15 protein-coding genes are annotated in these 16,777 nt (G+C 46.0%); 8 read left to right on the top strand and 7 right to left on the bottom strand.

The annotated features are described in order from the left end of the window. The first annotated feature begins 24 nt into the window (after positions 1–24). From EV210_RS03615 to EV210_RS03605, 3 genes are all read left to right on the top strand, one after another. The gene (locus tag EV210_RS03615) at positions 25–1,995 is read left to right on the top strand and encodes a methyl-accepting chemotaxis protein (RefSeq protein ID WP_165898775.1); all 1,971 of its coding nucleotides are present in this window, start codon (positions 25–27) and stop codon (positions 1,993–1,995) included. A gap of 223 nt (positions 1,996–2,218) precedes the next feature. Next, the gene (locus EV210_RS03610) at positions 2,219–3,976 is read left to right on the top strand and encodes a 2-oxoacid:acceptor oxidoreductase subunit alpha (RefSeq protein WP_132075700.1); all 1,758 of its coding nucleotides are present in this window, start codon (positions 2,219–2,221) and stop codon (positions 3,974–3,976) included. Next, positions 3,976–4,827, top strand: coding sequence for a thiamine pyrophosphate-dependent enzyme (locus EV210_RS03605; RefSeq protein ID WP_132075697.1), 852 nt, complete (start codon positions 3,976–3,978; stop codon positions 4,825–4,827). Before EV210_RS03610 ends, EV210_RS03605 begins: the two co-directional genes overlap by 1 nt. Here EV210_RS03605 and EV210_RS03600 read toward each other — a convergent pair. After that, positions 4,796–5,488 carry an ATP-binding protein gene (locus tag EV210_RS03600; RefSeq protein ID WP_165898774.1) on the bottom strand — a complete coding sequence of 231 codons (693 nt, stop codon included), beginning with the start codon at positions 5,486–5,488 and terminating at the stop codon, positions 4,796–4,798. The genes EV210_RS03605 and EV210_RS03600 overlap by 32 nt on opposite strands. Then, the gene (locus EV210_RS03595) at positions 5,461–6,846 is read right to left on the bottom strand and encodes a GAF domain-containing protein (RefSeq protein ID WP_132075691.1); all 1,386 of its coding nucleotides are present in this window, start codon (positions 6,844–6,846) and stop codon (positions 5,461–5,463) included. The genes EV210_RS03600 and EV210_RS03595 overlap by 28 nt, the downstream gene beginning before the upstream one ends. Before the next feature lie 131 nt (positions 6,847–6,977). Between EV210_RS03595 and EV210_RS03590 the strand changes: the two genes are divergently transcribed. From EV210_RS03590 to lplT, 4 genes are all read left to right on the top strand, one after another. Next, a complete protein-coding gene (locus EV210_RS03590) occupies positions 6,978–7,721 on the top strand; it encodes an SDR family oxidoreductase (RefSeq protein WP_132075688.1) in 744 nt (247 codons plus the stop codon). A 57-nt stretch (positions 7,722–7,778) separates the two neighbouring features. Continuing rightward, positions 7,779–8,351 carry a nitroreductase family protein gene (locus EV210_RS03585; RefSeq protein WP_165898773.1) on the top strand — a complete coding sequence of 191 codons (573 nt, stop codon included), beginning with the start codon at positions 7,779–7,781 and terminating at the stop codon, positions 8,349–8,351. 140 nt (positions 8,352–8,491) lie between these two features. Continuing rightward, positions 8,492–10,600, top strand: coding sequence for an AMP-binding protein (locus EV210_RS03580; RefSeq protein WP_243650423.1), 2,109 nt, complete (start codon positions 8,492–8,494; stop codon positions 10,598–10,600). Continuing rightward, a complete protein-coding gene (gene lplT, locus EV210_RS03575) occupies positions 10,593–11,756 on the top strand; it encodes a lysophospholipid transporter LplT (RefSeq protein ID WP_132075680.1) in 1,164 nt (387 codons plus the stop codon). Before EV210_RS03580 ends, lplT begins: the two co-directional genes overlap by 8 nt. 55 nt (positions 11,757–11,811) lie before the next feature. Here lplT and EV210_RS03570 read toward each other — a convergent pair whose 3' ends face one another. The 5 genes from EV210_RS03570 to EV210_RS03550 form a co-directional block, all read right to left on the bottom strand. Further along, positions 11,812–13,350: an ATP-binding protein gene (locus EV210_RS03570; RefSeq protein WP_132075677.1), complete on the bottom strand. Its 1,539-nt coding sequence runs from the start codon at positions 13,348–13,350 to the stop codon at positions 11,812–11,814. Between the two features lie 22 nt (positions 13,351–13,372). Further along, positions 13,373–13,696, bottom strand: a complete 324-nt coding sequence (locus tag EV210_RS03565) for a circadian clock KaiB family protein (RefSeq protein WP_165898772.1) — start codon at positions 13,694–13,696, stop codon at positions 13,373–13,375. Between the two features lie 11 nt (positions 13,697–13,707). Then, a complete protein-coding gene (locus tag EV210_RS03560) occupies positions 13,708–14,022 on the bottom strand; it encodes a circadian clock KaiB family protein (RefSeq protein ID WP_207900639.1) in 315 nt (104 codons plus the stop codon). 27 nt (positions 14,023–14,049) lie between these two features. Further along, entirely contained in the window at positions 14,050–15,750 is a 1,701-nt protein-coding gene (gene kaiC, locus EV210_RS03555; protein WP_132075668.1) for a circadian clock protein KaiC, read from the bottom strand. A 186-nt stretch (positions 15,751–15,936) separates the two neighbouring features. After that, positions 15,937–16,191, bottom strand: coding sequence for a hypothetical protein (locus EV210_RS03550; RefSeq protein WP_132075665.1), 255 nt, complete (start codon positions 16,189–16,191; stop codon positions 15,937–15,939). Positions 16,192–16,450: 259 nt separating this feature from the next. Here EV210_RS03550 and EV210_RS03545 point away from each other — a divergent pair, with 259 nt between their 5' ends. After that, positions 16,451–16,750, top strand: a complete 300-nt coding sequence (locus tag EV210_RS03545; RefSeq protein WP_132075662.1) for a putative quinol monooxygenase — start codon at positions 16,451–16,453, stop codon at positions 16,748–16,750. The last annotated feature ends 27 nt before the right edge of the window (positions 16,751–16,777 follow it).

Genomic DNA, 16,777 nt, shown 5'->3' with positions numbered 1-16,777 from the left:
TGAATGTCTATTAGGGGGAGAACAATGTCAATTAAAACAAAAATGGTTGCTTTACTTGTGATTTCTTTATTAGTTGTAGGCATGATTATTGCCGGCTCCGGCATGTATGTTTTATACCAGCAAACAATGAACAGCACGCAAATCACGATGGTGAACCAGGCTGTGCAGCTTTCCGGGCAGGTTAGCGATTTATTCGAATCGTTTGATAAAAGCGGCAAGGTTTACGGACAGGACAGCGAATTGCAATCGGCTGACCCTGCCCGCATACAGGCTAAGATCGATACCTATTTTGGTGTTTCCTGGGGAGTTGACCGGTTGAACTTTTTAGATCAAACCGGCAAACGACTGGCAATTGCTCCGTACGATACAAAAGTAATTGGTGATAGCCTGGCCGACCGGACTTTCTTTAAAGATACCTTACGGGATCAAAAATCCCATGTCAGTGATATTATTGTCAATAGAGTAACAGGTGTGCCTTCCGTAATAGTCACTCAGCCTGTAAAGGATCAGGGCGGAAAGCTGACAGGAATGGTGCTTCAGGCCGTCAATCTGGAAACTCTGCAGAACTATCTCGGGCAAGTCAAAGTGGGCGCAACGGGAGTTGCTGCGATTATCAGTCAGGATGGAACGCTTATTGCTCACACCAACCGGAATTTGGTAAAAGAACAAAAAAAGATAGCTGACGATTTAATGAATCGTTTGAAAGGCCAGCCTGGCAGGCTTGTTCACTATACCGATCTTGCCGGCCGGGATTCTGTTGCACTCGTAACCACTGTTAACAACACAAATTGGCTTGTTATTACTTCGCTGCCGACCAGTGAGTTTACAGCAGGCTTTTATGCCAGTCTGGTTTGGATGCTGGCCGCTCTTGCCGCTGGGCTGATTCTGGTAGGCTTAATTGGCTGGCGTTACCTGTTAAAAACGCTGCAGCCGATTGAAGTGCTGGTACAGGAAGCTGCAAAAGTTGCGCAAGGCGATCTTTCGCTCACCACCTTAAAGATTACATCCAAGGACGAAGTAGGACGGCTGGCACAAAGTTTTGAACAAATGGCAAGTAATCTGCGCGGCCTTATGCGGCAGGTTACGGCAGCAACGGAGCAAGTAGCTGCTTCAGCAGAACAGCTGCATGCCGGAGCTGAGCAATCGGCACAAGCTGCCAATCAGGTTGCGGTTTCTATTTCGTCAACGTCGGAAGGCATTGAAAAGCAGACGATAGGCGTTGCTAATGTACTGGCGCTAGTAGAAAATATTACGCAAGGGTCGCAAGAGGGAGCAGAGGCTGCCGTACAGGCTGCCAAAATTACGAAAGAGGCTGTGGCCTCTACCGTAGCAGGCAGTAATGCTGTGGATAATGCAATTGTGCAAATGAATCAAATCCAGCGTACGGTCGAGAGTTCGGCCGAGGCTGTTGCTGAATTAGGAAACCGTTCCAAGGAAATTGGCGTGATTGTGGATACGATATCAGGAATTGCTGCCCAGACCAATCTGCTGGCTTTAAATGCGGCAATTGAAGCTGCCAGAGCTGGTGAGCAGGGCCGGGGCTTTGCGGTAGTAGCAGAGGAAGTACGGAAATTGGCGGAACAATCGCAGATAGCCGCAAAACAAATTTCCGAATTAATTCGTGATATTCAGGACAGAACAGATCAGGCTGTTGTAGCAATGACTGCAGGCACAGCCGAAGTCCAAAAAGGCAATGCCGTAGTTGATCAGGCTGGAGCTTCTTTTACTGAAATTCAGCACCAGATTGAGGAGGTTGCCGCTATAACACAGAAAATTGCGCAAGGCCTGACCCAGGCTGTCGAAGCCAGTAAGCAAGTGCTGGGGGCTACACAGGAAGTTGATGAAATCGGCCGGGATATTGCCGGGCAGGCTCAGAATATTTCGGCGGCAACGGAAGAACAGTCTGCTTCTATGGAAGAAATTGCTGCTTCCAGTCAGTCCTTGGCCAATATAGCGGCAGAACTGCAAAAAGCTGTGCGGAAATTTACGATATGACCTATAAGAGGCTGTCTCAAAGTAATTTGAGACAGCCTCTTGCCATAGAGAATCCATAGCACAAATCGGGCATATGTTTTCTTTTATTTTCGGGAATTTCCTGATTTTAGCATCTTCAAGCAGGTACTAAGTGGAAAACGTCGAACAAGAGTTAAATAATAATGATTATTCCTATAAACGATTAGGATACAGCTCAACAATAACGCAGAACGGAGGAATTTCTATGAATCGAAAACCATTTACCGTTATGTTTGGTGGCCCTGCAGGCTATGGAATCATGAGTGCAGGTACATTAATTGCCAAGGCGGCAAGCCGAAATGGCCTGTGGACGTTTGTTGTCAATGAATATCCTTCTTTAATTAAAGGCGGTCTCAATACCTGTGCAGTCAGTTTTGATAAGCAGCCGGTTAAGGCTCATGAAGAACGCTATGAATTTCTGGCCGCTTTATCCCAGCAGGCTTTGAATCAGAATTACGAAAAATTAGCAGAAGGAGCAGCGGTTCTCTATGACAGTGATGCGGTAAAACCCGATGAAAGTAAAGTTCCGGCAGGAGTAAATTTGTATCCGGTCAAATTAATTGGAGCTCTTACCGGTGAAGCGGCCAAAGTAATGGCTAACAGCGCTATGGTAGGGGCTTTTTGTGCCTTAACAGACTTTCCACTGGCGCTGGTTGCCGATACAATGAAAAGCGAGTTTAAGAAAGCAAGTGTTTTGGAACAGAATCTTGCTTTGCTGAAGCGGGTATATGAACAAACCAGGCAGCAATATAGCGGTAAAATGCTGTTTCCGCTGGAATTTCGGGCTGATGGCAATAAAAAAATGCTGTTAAACGGCAACGATGCTATTGCGATGGGAGCATTAAAAGCCGGCGTAAAATTTGCTGCTGGATACCCGATGACACCGGGGTCCAGTGTATTAAGCTATTTGGCTGATCATGCCGCCGAGTACGGAGTGGTTTTTAAACAAGCTGAAGATGAAATCGCGGCAGTGAATATGCTGATTGGTGCCGGATATGCCGGTGTACGGGCTATTGGCTCCACTAGCGGCGGCGGTTTTGCCCTGATGACGGAAGCCTTGGGATTTGCCGCCATAGGTGAAGTCCCACTTGTTATCGTTGAGGCCCAGCGAGGGGGACCAAGCACCGGTCTGCCGACGCGCACTGCCCAGGCGGATCTTAATTTTGTAGCCTATGCCTCCCAGGGCGAATTTCCGCGGATTATTGTTGCGCCCGGTGATGTGGAAGAATGTTTTACCGAGACGTTTCGCGTGTTGAATCTGACAGAGAAGTACCAAGTGCCCGGTATTATTCTGACCGATAAATATCTGGCTGATTCTGTTGTTACGCATCCCTATTTCGAGGAGCAGGGATTAACAATTGAACGAGGAAAAATGGTAGATGAAGCGTGGCTGAGCGAACAACAGCCTTATCAGCGCTACTTACATACTGCCGATGGCATTTCTCCCCGTGCCATTCCCGGTCAAAAGGGAGGGCGCCACATTGTCACAAGCTATACGCATGGTGAAGATGGGTTTTACAGTTCGGGCAACCAGGAATATGCCGAAATGGAACCCGAGATAACAGCAGCAGGAATTGATAAACTGTTTGCGAAAGTTCCCGCTCTGCTCCGCGAGATTCCGGCCATTAAGCTGCATGGACCTCAGACCGCTGAAATTACTATCGTTAGCTGGGGATCGACCAAAGGTGCTGTACTGGGAGCGATCGATGAGCTAAATCAGGAAGGAAGAAATGTAAACTTCCTGCAGATTTTATATCCTCAGCCTTTTCCCGCTGAAGCAGTGCAAACAGCTTTGCAGGCAAGTAAAAAGATTATAATGGTCGAAGGCAATAAAACATCCCAAATGGCTGGAATGATCCGCATGCATACCGGGCTCTCGGTAAATGCCAGCCTGCTGAAATATGACTCCCGCGCGTTTACTGCTTCCTTACTGGTAGAAAAAATAAAGGAGGTTCTCGCCTAATGGAAGATTTAAAATTGCGGTATGTTCCTACCTGGTGCATGGGGTGTGGCAATTATGGCATATTGAATGCTTTAAAAAAGGCAATCTCCCAATTGGGTGTTGAGCCGGACCAGCTTGCGCTGGTAACCGGTATTGGCTGCTCCAGCAAAATCAGTCAATATGTTAATACTTACCGGATTGAGACGCTGCATGGGAGAAGCCTGCCTGTTGCTACAGGCGTTAAGCTCGCTAATCATCAGCTTACGGTTATTGCCGAAGGTGGAGATGGTGACGGTATGGGGCTGGGCATCGGACATTTCATTCATACGGCCCGGCGCAATCTGGATATTACCTATATCATTCACAATAACCAGATCTATGGTTTGACGAAAGGCCAGGCTTCTCCAACCAGTGATATTGGCGCAATTACAAAATTTACCCCTGCGCCGCTGGGCAGTGTAGAACAGCCAATCAATATTGTGCAAATGGCCCTGCAGGCGGGAGCAACCTGGGTTGGACGCTCAACTGCCGCAGATCCTAGGCTGGCTGATTATATGGTGCAGGCAGTACAGCATAAGGGCTTTGCCGTGCTGGATATTCTGCAGCCCTGCGTTTCCTTTAATCATGTTAATACGTACAAATGGTACCAGGAACGTGTTTATCGGCTGGAGGAGCCGGATTATGATGCTGCCGATTATGCGCAGGCTGCCGCCGTTGCGGGGCAATGGGGAGAAAAAATACCGATCGGGGTAATATACCGTACGGAGCGCATGACCTTGGAAGCATCTTTACCACAATTGGCTGGCAAGCCGCTGGCTGAGCAGCCTCTCAATGCGGTTTCTATAGCGTCGTTAATGGATGAACTGGCATAAAGTGAAATTGAAATTCTGTTCCGCCTGAGTCGGATACTACCCTGATCTTGGCATTATGCCTGTCCGCTATGCTGTAGCATATCGGCAGTCCCAGACCGGTTCCGGTAGTCTTGGTAGTCATAAAAGGCGTACCTAGCTTTGTCAGCATTTCTTCAGAAATTCCGCAGCCATTGTCGGCGATTGCCAATACAACGTGATTGTTTTGCTCATAGGTTTTAACGGTTAGTATACCTCCTGGCTCCATGGCTTCTAAGCCGTTTTTGGCGATATTTAAAATCAACTGCCGGATTTCCTTGGGATCGGCAAAAATCGCGGCAGTCGACTCCAGAACGGGAAAAACGACTTTGCTTTCGAGCATGGCAGTCGCTTCAATCAGTGGCAGCAGTTCGGTGATAAGCTCACTGAGCGAACAGCTCTCCTGTTGAACGAAGCGGTTCTTGGCAAGTGAAAGGAATTCCGTAATGATGCCGCTGGCCCGGTCGAGTTCGGAGATCATGAGTGCGAATTGTTCATTATAGGGGGTCAGGGGCGGTTTTCTTATCAAATGTTGTAAATAACCCTTAACTGTAGTCAGCGGATTTCTGATTTCGTGACTAATGCCGGCAGCCATCTGGCCGACCATATTCAGCCGGTCTAGTTTGGTAATTTCATTAAGATACATTTTTTTTCCGTTATATCCAAAGCCATTAACAAAATGCATTTTGTGTTATTAAGCGTGACCAAACTGCCGGAGAGACTGAGAGTGTAGCAATGATTGGCAACGTTTCTCAACTCAACTTCGCAGTTTGTTAGCATATCACTGTTGGCGAACGCGCCCAGCAGACTGTCGACCGGCGGAGAAGTGACAATACCGGAATTGCCAATGGTTAAATAGGGTACTTGTTCCCGGCTAAAGCCTAAAATAGCCAGGAAGCGGTCATTTATATCAACAAATGCCCCTGTTTTGGCAGTGATTATCGCCATCATACAAAGGTTGCTGTGAAAGACTTTGGCAAACTTTTGTTCCGATTCAGCGCACTGATGCTCCTTCTCGTAGACCCGGGCAGTTGTGAACAGTGTGCTCGTGTGAGCGCAGAATAACTCGAAGAAGCTCCGGTAATTTTCATCATAAATTTGATGGGAGCTGATTCCGGCAATTAAAATGGCAGAAATCCGGTTACGTCCCTGATGCTTAATGGGCAGGACGATACAGGAAGCAGGCGGCTGCTGCCAAGGGCCGGACGGAATGGTTGTAAATAATTCTTCCATATTAGCGGCAATTTTGGCTTTTCCCGTGTGGAAAACCGAGGCCGCCAGTATAGCCAAGGGGCCAACTGGTGAAAGCAGATCAATTGCTGCCGGGCATTTGGCGGTGTTGTTAAAGCCGGTGGTACCGGCGAGAGTCATACTGGCAGAAGTGTCATCAACTAAGTACAATATTGCGAAGGGAATGTCGAGGGGGTTCTCGGTTATTACCTGCAGGACTTGCGCTGCTGCAGCCTGAACAGTTTTGCTTTCTTGATTCATCGCTCTTGCTATTTTCAGCCGGCGTGCGCCAATCACTTGGCTGGTTGTTTCTGTACACACATTGAAAATTCCATAGACTTCTTTCAGATTGTTATACAGCGGGCTGTAGGAGAAAGTGAAGTACGTCTCTTCTATATAGTGGTTTCGGTCCATTTCCAGCAGCAGGTCTTCTGACCACGTTGCTTGTTTCATTAGAAAAACACTTTCGAACATAGGGCTTAAGATGTGCCATATTTCTGACCAGCAGTCTTTTCCCGACTTTCCCAGATAATAAGGATGTTTGGACAGTCCCAGCATTGGGCGGTACGCATCATTATAAAACATGGTGTAATTTTTGCCCCACCAGATAGCCATGGGGAACTTGGACCCAAGACAGATTGTCAGAGCAGTGCGTAAGTCCTCCGGCCAATCGATGACCGGTCCCATTTCAGTCAACGTCCAGTCAATCTTATCCATCAAGGCGGCCATCTCACTACCGCATATAGTATCAGTCCATAAAAAATGATTTTTCAACGTATATGCCTCCAGCCATACCAGAAATACTTATCTGTTGTTAATTTATCGCAAAACAGCAAAACTCCTTGTTGGTCGAATTTTCGATACTTATATTATGCTGCACAAAAATATGGAAGGTGAAGAAGGCAGTGAACTATCATGATAAAGTTGTTTTGGTAACAGGCGGCGCTAATGGAATTGGCAGGGCAATTGGCTGGGCATACTTACAGCAGGGAGCTGCGGTAGTTCTTGCTGATATTGATGAAGCCAAAGGCCGGCAACTACAGGACGAGTATCTGGCTCAGGGCTATAAGGCATTTTTTTATCAAATTGACTTGTGCAATGTTGAGGAAATTCAACAATTATTTCAAACCGTGATGGCCAAATATCAGCGTATTGATATTCTCATTAATAATGCCGGTAAGGGTAACTTCAAATCACTGTATGAACTGTCAATTGCCGAATGGGATGAAGTCATCAATCTTAATCTGCGGGCTGCCTTTGTTGCAGCGCAGCAATTCGCCCGTTTTACCAAAGGAACCGGCTACGGGAGAATTATTAATATTGCGTCTACCCGCTATTTAATGTCCGAAGCAAATACAGAAGCCTATGCAGCCTCTAAAGGTGGTATTGTTGCCTTGACTCATGCGCTGGCCATATCCCTCAGTACTGAGAATGTAACTGTTAACGCCATCAGCCCCGGCTGGATAGAAAATAACTACTATGAGCAGCTGACTGCCAGCGATCATCAGCAGCATCCCTCCAAGCGTGTAGGTAAACCGGAGGATATTGCGGCAATGTGTCTGTTTCTGAGCGATGAAAAAAACGACTTTATTAATGGGGAAAACATGGTGATCGACGGCGGGATGACCAAGAAAATGATTTATGTTTAGGCTGGATTCTTTACTATAATGAAGAAAATACTTACTAAACAATTGGAGGATGGAGACATGAAGTGCATTGAAGCAATCCTGGGCAGAAGAAGCTGCCGCAGTTTTAAGAAGCAGCCGGTTGAAGCGGAAAAAATTAAGCAAATGCTGGAAGCGGCATTTTATGCGCCCTCTCCGGCCAATAAGCAGCCATGGGAATTTATCGTCGTAAATAATCCCCAATATAACGCCCGTTTAAAAGAAACCTCAGAGATTACAAAAGAAAAGCTGGCGGCAAGAAGCGGGTGGCAGTGGATACCGGCATTTAATATTGAATTTTTATTGCAAGCGCCTACTTTGATTGTGGTAGTTGGCGATCCTGCCCGAAACGGAGCGGAACAGTTCCTTGACGTACCAAGTCCGGGGTATTTAGAAGCGTGCAGTGCTGCAATTCAGAATATGTCACTTGCTGCCCATTCAATGGACTTAGGGACACTGTGGTTTTCTTTATATGAAAAAGCGGATGCGAGACAGATTTTTGGCATCAGTGAAGATAAAGATCCCGTTGGGATCATCTGCGTCGGGTATCCTGAACGGCTTGGCAAGGCACCTTTCCGCAAGGGGATAGAAGATAAGGTGCGGTATATTGACTGATAGACAGTAGCAAAAAGGGCACTCTGAGGAGTGCTTTTTTTGTAAGGACGTCGTTGTTGTACTGGTCACACCTAAGTTCAATCTTAGCCTGAGTGAGCAGCTAAGATAATATGCTAGAAAAAGCGGAATGGAGGAGACAAGTGAGAACAATTATTCGGGTACTATTGCAATTCCTGTTTAAAACAAAGGTTATTGGTGAAGCCCGATTTGAGTTTAGCGGCCCAAGCATTATTATGCCGAATCATGTTTCCTTTCTAGATGCAATTTTTCTATATGCTTATCTACCAAGGGAAGTCTGCTTTGTAGTCAATACAACGATTGCGGCAAAGTTCTCTTTTTTTCTTAAGTGGGTTAACCATATTGCTGTTGACCCGCTTAATCCCTACTCTCTCAAGAAAATCGCGGGAGTCATTAAGACCGGTCAGCCGGTAGTTCTGTTCCCTGAAGGCCGGATTACAACGACAGGCAGTTTGATGAAGATTTACAGTGGTTTAGGTTTCATTGCTATCAAAACAGGGGCATTGATTCAACCGGTGGTTTTTCGGGGACTAGAGCGTTCTATGCTATCGCGGCAAAAGCAGATTAAAAGACAGTGGCTGCCGCAGGTAATCATTTACGTTGCTGCAAGAGAACGGCTTACCGCTGCTCCGGACAAAAGCTTTCGGCTTCAGAAAAGGGAGATTAGTGACCGTATCCTGACTTTGCTGCAGCTCACGATGTTTGAAGCCAGGCAGCAAGAAGACAACTATGAGAATCTCTTTGATAAGCTGCTAAACGCCGGTCAAATTCACGGCATGGGGAAACAGATAGCGGAAGATAGTGGTGGGACAATCAATTATCGACAGGTAATCATCAATAGTTTTGCGTTAGGTGCAACGTTAAAACCACAGTTTGTGGATAACAGCCCTGTTGGTGTCCTGCTGCCTAACTCAATTGGACACCTGGTCACGCTCTTTTCACTTTTTTACCTTGGAAAAACACCGGCAGTTCTCAACTTCAGTGCCGGAGCAGAAAACAATGAAGATTGTGTGAAAACTGCCGGCATAAAAGCTATTTTAACCTCACGAGCCTTTATTGCGAAAGGTCAATTAGCGGAATTGGAATCAAGGTTGTCGTCGCAGTTCAAACTGATATATTTAGAAGACTGTAAACAGCAAATTGGCTGGTATGATAAGCTTAGGGCCGTGTGTAACTACCTGCTGCGGCGAAAAGCAGTGCGTGACGGGGAACTGATCTTGTTTACCAGCGGCAGTGAGAGCAAGCCAAAAGGGGTACTGCTTAAGCATCGCAGCATTCTTGCAAATATCAATCAAATCGCCAGTGTGATTGATTTTACCTCGCGCGATAAAATGCTGAATGCTCTTCCCATGTTTCACTCCTTCGGCCTGACGGCAGGGACGCTGCTGCCTGCACTAAATGGTGTGGAAGTATTTTTATATCCCACGCCTTTGCATTATAAAGTGATTCCTGAAATTGCGTATGATCGAAATATAACGTTGCTATTAGGAACACCTACTTTTTTGCAAGGATATGCGAAATATGCCCATCATTATGATTTTTACAGCATGCGTTATGTGCTGGCTGGGGGAGAAAAGCTAAATGAGGAAGTACGTAAATTGTGGCAGGAGAAATTTGGCTTGCGGATTTTAGAAGGGTACGGCACAACTGAGACCGCGCCGGTAGTAAGTCTTAACACGCCGCTGTTTGCCAAAGCGGGTACCGTAGGCAAATTTCTCCCGGCTATTGAGTGGCGCATCGAGAAGGTACCCGGCATAAGCGAAGGAGGCAATCTGTTTGTAAAAGGCCCTAACGTAATGGCAGGGTATTTATTAACAGGGAGAGGGTTTGTACCGGCTTCCGAGTGGTATGATTGCGGTGATGTTATTAGTATTGACGAGTCAGGCTTTATCAGTATTCGTTCCCGGCTGAAACGATTTGCCAAGCTATCAGGGGAAATGATTAGTTTAGATGCCGTGGAAAAAGTGGCAGAAAGCTGTTTTGGCACTAATCGTAATGCTGCCGTTAATCGGCCTGATTCCAGAAAGGGAGAAAAGATCATTCTCTATACCGAATATCCCCAAGCCACGAAGCAGCAGCTGCGGGAATTTATCAGCCAAACCGGGCAGAGTATGCTGGCTATGCCTGCAGAGATTATCATTGTGGATAAGTTACCCGTATTGGGAAGCGGAAAAACCGATTACGTGGCACTCAAGGCTGACAGAAGCAAAGAGGGGGAAACCCATGCCTAAACTATCACCTTTGCAAGCGTTGCTAACAGCTCAGTTTTTGTCCGCTTTTGTAGACAATATGATATTGTTTATTGTTTTAGCGGTAATTAAACGGGATGGCTATCCTGCCTATTATCTGCCTTTTGTGCAAACCACATTTTTAGCCTCCTATATCCTGTTATCTCCCTGGGTAGGACGCTTCGCTGACCGGAATCCTAAAGCAGAGGTATTGGTTGCCGGCAATTTAGTCAAAGCGGCAGGTGCGTTACTGATACTCTTTCATGGTAATCCTGCGCTAAGCTATGCTGTAGTTGGCATTGGGGCCGTAATCTACAGCCCGGCAAAGTATGGCATACTGCCCTATCTTACCAGCAATGAAAAAGAGCTGCTCAGTGCCAATTCCGCCTTGGAAGGCTGCACGATCCTGGCGATATTAACGGGATCGGTTGCAGGAGGAATCTTATCCGATATTTCGATCCCACTTGCATTGGCCACTTGTTTGCTGCTGTACGCAGCATCCGTATCAGTAAACACCCTTATTCCCAGCAATCCAGGCAACCGCAGCATTCGCTATCAAGCGGCGATCAGTGAGTTTAGCAGTGACTGCGTAATGCTGCTGCGCAACAGGCAGAGCCACTTCTCCCTGATTGGCAGCGGATCATTCTGGCTGGCGTCCGCTGTCTTGCGCATGATTGTCTTTGCCTGGGTTCCGCTTACTCTCGGAATTACCAGCGGCAGTTCAATTAGTCTCATTATTGCTGTCACCGGAGTGGGGATTGCCCTTGGAGCGGCAATTGCTCCCCGGCTGATCACCATTCAGCAGGTTCACCGGGCGGTCTGGTTTGGTTATGCAATGGCTTTATGCATATTTACCTTTCTCTATATCAAAAGCCTGATGCTCGTTGTTACTTTTCTCCTGTTGATTGGTGTATTAGGCGGTATCTATATCGTGCCGATGAATGCTGTATTGCAGCGTGTCGGACAGCAGTCGATCGGTGAAGGCAAGACCATTGCTGTGCAAAATTTTGTTGAAAATAGCTTTATGTGTGTGGGTGTGGGGCTGTATACGCTTGCCACGCAAAACTCTGTTACAGTTTCTGCATCAATTGGTGTTACGGGTACGGCGATGCTGCTGCTGGTTACTTATTTATTCTTTTATACAAAAGTTACGAAATAATCTGCATAAATAAAACAGGATACCCCTGTCAAGGCAGGGAATATCCTGTTTATTTTTATTCTGATTTGCAGGCAGCAAATTTAATGAAAAATGTAGTGCCTTTTGCAGATGTTTTCACTTCGATTCTGGCGCCATGACGTTCTGCGATTCGATAGCAAATGGAAAGACCTAATCCTGTTCCCGCTTCTTTTGTAGTCAGGAAAGGAGTTCCTAATTTATTGATAATGCCCTCGGAGATTCCAGGTCCGGTATCTTCAATTGCTAAAATGATTTTTTCATGCTCCGTATAGGTTCTAATCGTTAAAACACCACTGGTTGTCATGGCTTCCAGACCGTTCCGCACGATATTGAGGATCAACTGGCGTATTTCTTTGCTGTCATAACATAAGACAGGAATAGAACCGGCGGCAATTTGAATCTCGTGTCCCAGGCGAAAGGCATCTGCCTGCAGCATGGGAAACAGGGCCTGGATGGTGTCATTCAGATTTCCCGGCTTTAACTCAACGGATTTGTTTTTGGCCAGTGACAAGAATTCGGTAATAATCAAATTCGCTCTGTCGAGTTCTTCAATCATGATTGCAAATTGCTCGTGGTCGTCGGCATATTTGGCCTTGCGGGTAAAAAGCTGCAAATAGCCCCGTACGGTAGTAAGCGGGTTTCGGACTTCATGCCCGATACCGGCAGCCATTTCACCGATGACATTTAGCCGGTCCAACCGTGCCAATTCTTCAGCGAGCAGGCATTTGTCCGTAATATCGGTTAACATCACTACACAGCCGCCAAATGCATCAGTTTCAGAATTGAATTTACCGGCGTTAATAAGCAGCGTTAATGGTTTGTCGTCAGTTGGCACATATTGCACTTCTATTCCATACGTATGATCAGAATGTATTGCGTCGCTAAGCTTGAATGGGGTGTCATCTGATGAATAGAATAAGGGAATTGCCGTATCAAAATGGCTTCCTACCAGCTGACCACTGAGCATGGCTAATGCAGCCGGATTGGCCTGGGTAATCTTGCCGATTCTATCACAGACAATAATCGGTTCCTTTGCCTGACTGAAGATCATCTGAACAAAACGTTCGCTGTGTCTTTGTACGGTTAAATCGGTAACGACCAGGCAGGTGAACGTATCTCCGTCCAAAGTAAGGCTGATTGCTGACATGATAACCGGAGTGCTGAAGTCATCACCTGTCTTGAGATGGTATTCTGCTCGCAAACTGCCTTTGCGGGCTAATAAAAATGTGGTGAACTCGTCCGAGTATGGTTGCTTGATAAAGTTATGTATGGATGATCCAATGACTCGGTCAAGAGGAAGCTTCACGATATCAGCAAAGTTTTTGTTGCAGAATAAGATCACGCCGTTAGAGGATATCGTAGCGCACCCTTCTTGCATTTCTTCTACTAAAACCCGGTAAATATGGTCTGCACCTTTTAAAACATAAACTTGGTCACTCGATTCATTTGAGATCAGGAGTGCATCGACTTCTCCATGTTTTATCGCACTTATAATACTGTTGGCTTCCGCGAGTTCCCGGCGCAGTTCTTGAATTTCTGCTAATAAGGCAGCATCGGGATGACATTCATTCATCATCGTAACCCTCACTCTTCGGTAACTAGGAATCTATTCTTGCTTTGATCGTTTCAGTATCGGCCAAATCGCCAATAAATAGCCGCTTGGGACAGGGAGACTTTCGGACTAATGTCGGTACGGCAAAAATTTGCTCGGCCTTGGCAAGAAGGGGCTGCTGGAAGATATCAATTACTTGCAGCTCAAAATTGTTTCTCGAAAGCTGGTTGCAAATTTTCTGGACATTTACAACCGCTTTCTGGGACCGTGGCGACGACCCAGCGATATATAACTGCAAGACATATACCTGATTTACCGGTTTAATAGCTGCTCGTTCAAATTCTTGAACAGAGTGGGCTAGTTCGTCCACCTGGTCGCCTCCTAATTGGTTTGTATACTTAATCCGACTAATACCCGCTCAGTATTTGATAAATCACCAATGATTTTGACTAGTGGAGAAGGCAGGTGACGTACTAAAGTGGGAATAGCCAGGATCTGGTCGGCTCTTCCTAGCTGGGGGTTCTTGGTTAAATCGATAATCTCTATACTGTATTTACCAGAGAGATGTGTTTCACAAATTTCGCGCAAATTGGCAAATGCCCTTACACATTTTGGGGTTTGGCCTGCTACATATAGCTTTAGCCTGTATGTATGCTCATTCCTCAATTCTTCTGAATCCTGCTCAATACTTTCCAATCTGATATACCCCCTTTGAATGTGCATTTAATCGTCAGCATTTCTTAATTTCGCTAAGTGAAGTCTGTTGCTGTCCAGGGCTGTTAAATGAGCTCCTTCCAAGGCCATAATCTTTTCTAATTCCATTTTTTCTGATTCAAAATCGGCTTGTAGACTAGCTATTGTTGCTGTCAGTTGTTGGTGCTTGCGCTCAATTTCACGGCGCTTGCGCTCAATTTCCTGTTCCCTCAGCAGTCTTTGTGCAAGCTCTTTTTCTTCTTGCGCATATCTGGCGGAGCCGGTTAAAACCCCTTCCGGTCCAGTATACACATCGAGCAGTTCAATGCCCTGATCGGTTAAAACGAACTCGCGAATTTGATTCGAATGAGCCATGCCTCGTGATTTAAGCAGATAAAGGCCCCGGTTGCGTTCGCCGTTAATTTCAATATTTTGCAAAGCAATCCAGGTATCGGTCAGTGAGGAAATGGCGATATCGGTCTGACTGGTTTGATTGAAATTGGAAAGGTCAAGAAAAAGAGCGGTAATGTTTTGCAGTTTCAGGAAGTCAAGCATGCGGGTAAGCATCAGCTTCACATCAGAACAATTTCCCGCAGCGGTGAGATTTGATATTGGGTCGAGGATAACAAGCTGCGGCTTAGATTCAGTGACCTTTTTGTACATGTTAACCAGATGCATTTCCAGCCCGAACAGTGTGGGACGCGAGGCATGGATTTCCAACAAACCTTGGTCGAGCCATTGGTTCAGGTCAATGCCAACAGACTTCATATTGCGGACAATTTGGCTTCGCGATTCCTCAAAGGCAAAATATAGACACCGCTTTCCCTGGCGGCAGGCTGCATCTGCAGTGCTGGCAGCAAGTGAAGTTTTGCCTGTACCGGCCGTACCGGAGATTAATATGCTGGAGCCAACATAAAAACCGTGCCCCCCAAGCATAGTATCAAGCCGTTCGATGCCTGATGAAATTCGTTCTATCGATGCCACAGCGTTAAGACCTACCGAGGTAATTGGCATCAGACAGATGCCCTGTTCATCAATTAGAAAAGGATACTCATTTGTTCCATGAGCCGAGCCGCGGTATTTGGCAATGCGCAGGCGCCTAGTCGATATTTGATCTACCACCTTATGCTCAAGCAGGATAACGCAGTCAGAGACATATTCTTCAATACCGTGGCGGGTAAGCGTGCCATTACCTCTTTCACCGGTGACAATTGCAGTCACCCCTCTTTCTTTTAACCACCGGAAAAGACGGCGCAGTTCGGCACGTAAAATAGTAGTGTTAGATAATCCCGAAAAAAGAGCCTCTATGGTGTCAAGAACTACGCGCTTTGCGCCGATGGATTGTATTGCATAATCCAGACGGATGAACAGACCATCTAAATCATAGTCACCGGCTTCAGCAATCTCATTTTTATCCAAATGAACATAATCTAGGTTGATTTTGTTCTGTGCAGTGAGCTCGTTTAGATCCACACCTAGAGAAGCGAAGTTTTCTGCCAGTTCAGTTTCGTTTTCTTCAAAGGACATAAAAATTCCCGGTTCATTATATAATTGTGCGCCATTTACTAAAAACTGCATCGCCAGCAAGGTCTTGCCGCAGCCTGCCGCACCGCAAACGAGCGCTGTCCGGCCGAGTGGCAGTCCGCCAAAAGTTATATCATCCAAGCCTTGAATACCTGTAGGACATTTCTTTAATATCTGTGCTGGATATGCCTTGTGCAATATGGTCATAAAATCCCCCTAATAGAACAGTTGCTAATGAGCAAAACGAATATATTATTAGACTCTTTTTTACATAATCCTCTAAAAAAATCCTTATTTGGATATCTTTGCTAAAACAAGCTGTTTTCTGACAATATTAGACAGCAAAAAGCCCGGCATATTGCCGGGCTGGGTTGACCTTGGTCGTAGTTTTAGTTAGCGTTTCTCAATGGAATCAACCTGAAACATGCATTCGCCGGTTTCGTTAAGCATCTTCCGGAGCTTAGCGGTATCAACAGATTCGGACGGAGCCTGAACATCGATAATTAGTTGGCCGACGCGCTGTGGATTAGTTTCAACCGCTTCCATATGCAAACCGGCAAAATCATCGACATGATGACGAAAAAAGGAAATGACTTCTTCGGCTGTTCGCTCCGTGTTGCCTAAGACGATACGCAATGTAGAATTCATAATTACATTCCTCCTTTTTATAGAAAAGCTTCGCTGGACAAGCTGCTTTTCCTGCAGAAAAAGCTGTGTGAGATCATAGTGTGTGTTTTTTATGTGGTTTTTATTGAAAAAGTGGACAGGGATGATTTTAAAAATACAGAACTACTCCTGGCGGGTAAAACGCAGATGGTGCCTCAGCAACAGACTGTGTAAACTAAAGTTTGTTTTGCAGGTTTTTGCGTTTAATAGTAAAATATGTTACAGATAGGAGTGTGAAGCTATGTTAGTTGTATTGGCAAAGTTGACGGTTAGGCCAGAGAAAAAGAGCGAACTACTTGAATATGCCAAGGCGTTAATTGCTGCTACCAGACTGGAAGAGGAATGCATCAGCTATGAATTGCTGGAAGATCCCTATGATGCTTCGAACTTACTATTTGTTGAGAGATGGACGGATAAAAATGCCCTTGATAAGCATCAGCAGATGCCGCATATTTACCTGTGGCGCCAACAGTCGCTGCCTTTGTTGGCCGAAAAAACGGTTGTCAGGCTGTATCACTCGGAAGAAATAGAGTTATCGTAATACATAGATCAGTATAAAGGAGCGGAA

This window comes from Anaerospora hongkongensis, from assembly GCF_004339805.1.
Taxonomy (GTDB): domain Bacteria; phylum Bacillota; class Negativicutes; order Sporomusales; family DSM-15969; genus Anaerospora; species Anaerospora hongkongensis.
Note: the sequence above shows the minus strand (reverse complement) of the source record. Positions and strands in the feature narration are given on the sequence as shown.

Coding starts and splice junctions, on each gene's coding strand:
- EV210_RS03615 (WP_165898775.1), top strand. CDS start 25: ATGTCAATTAAAACAAAAATGGTTGCTTTACTTGTGATTTCTTTATTA.
- EV210_RS03585 (WP_165898773.1), top strand. CDS start 7,779: ATGAAGTGCATTGAAGCAATCCTGGGCAGAAGAAGCTGCCGCAGTTTT.
- kaiC (WP_132075668.1), bottom strand. CDS start 15,750: ATGACCATATTGCACAAGGCATATCCAGCACAGATATTAAAGAAATGT.
- EV210_RS03570 (WP_132075677.1), bottom strand. CDS start 13,350: ATGATGAATGAATGTCATCCCGATGCTGCCTTATTAGCAGAAATTCAA.
- EV210_RS03600 (WP_165898774.1), bottom strand. CDS start 5,488: ATGTATCTTAATGAAATTACCAAACTAGACCGGCTGAATATGGTCGGC.
- EV210_RS03610 (WP_132075700.1), top strand. CDS start 2,219: ATGAATCGAAAACCATTTACCGTTATGTTTGGTGGCCCTGCAGGCTAT.
- lplT (WP_132075680.1), top strand. CDS start 10,593: ATGCCTAAACTATCACCTTTGCAAGCGTTGCTAACAGCTCAGTTTTTG.
- EV210_RS03545 (WP_132075662.1), top strand. CDS start 16,451: ATGTTAGTTGTATTGGCAAAGTTGACGGTTAGGCCAGAGAAAAAGAGC.
- EV210_RS03550 (WP_132075665.1), bottom strand. CDS start 16,191: ATGAATTCTACATTGCGTATCGTCTTAGGCAACACGGAGCGAACAGCC.
- EV210_RS03605 (WP_132075697.1), top strand. CDS start 3,976: ATGGAAGATTTAAAATTGCGGTATGTTCCTACCTGGTGCATGGGGTGT.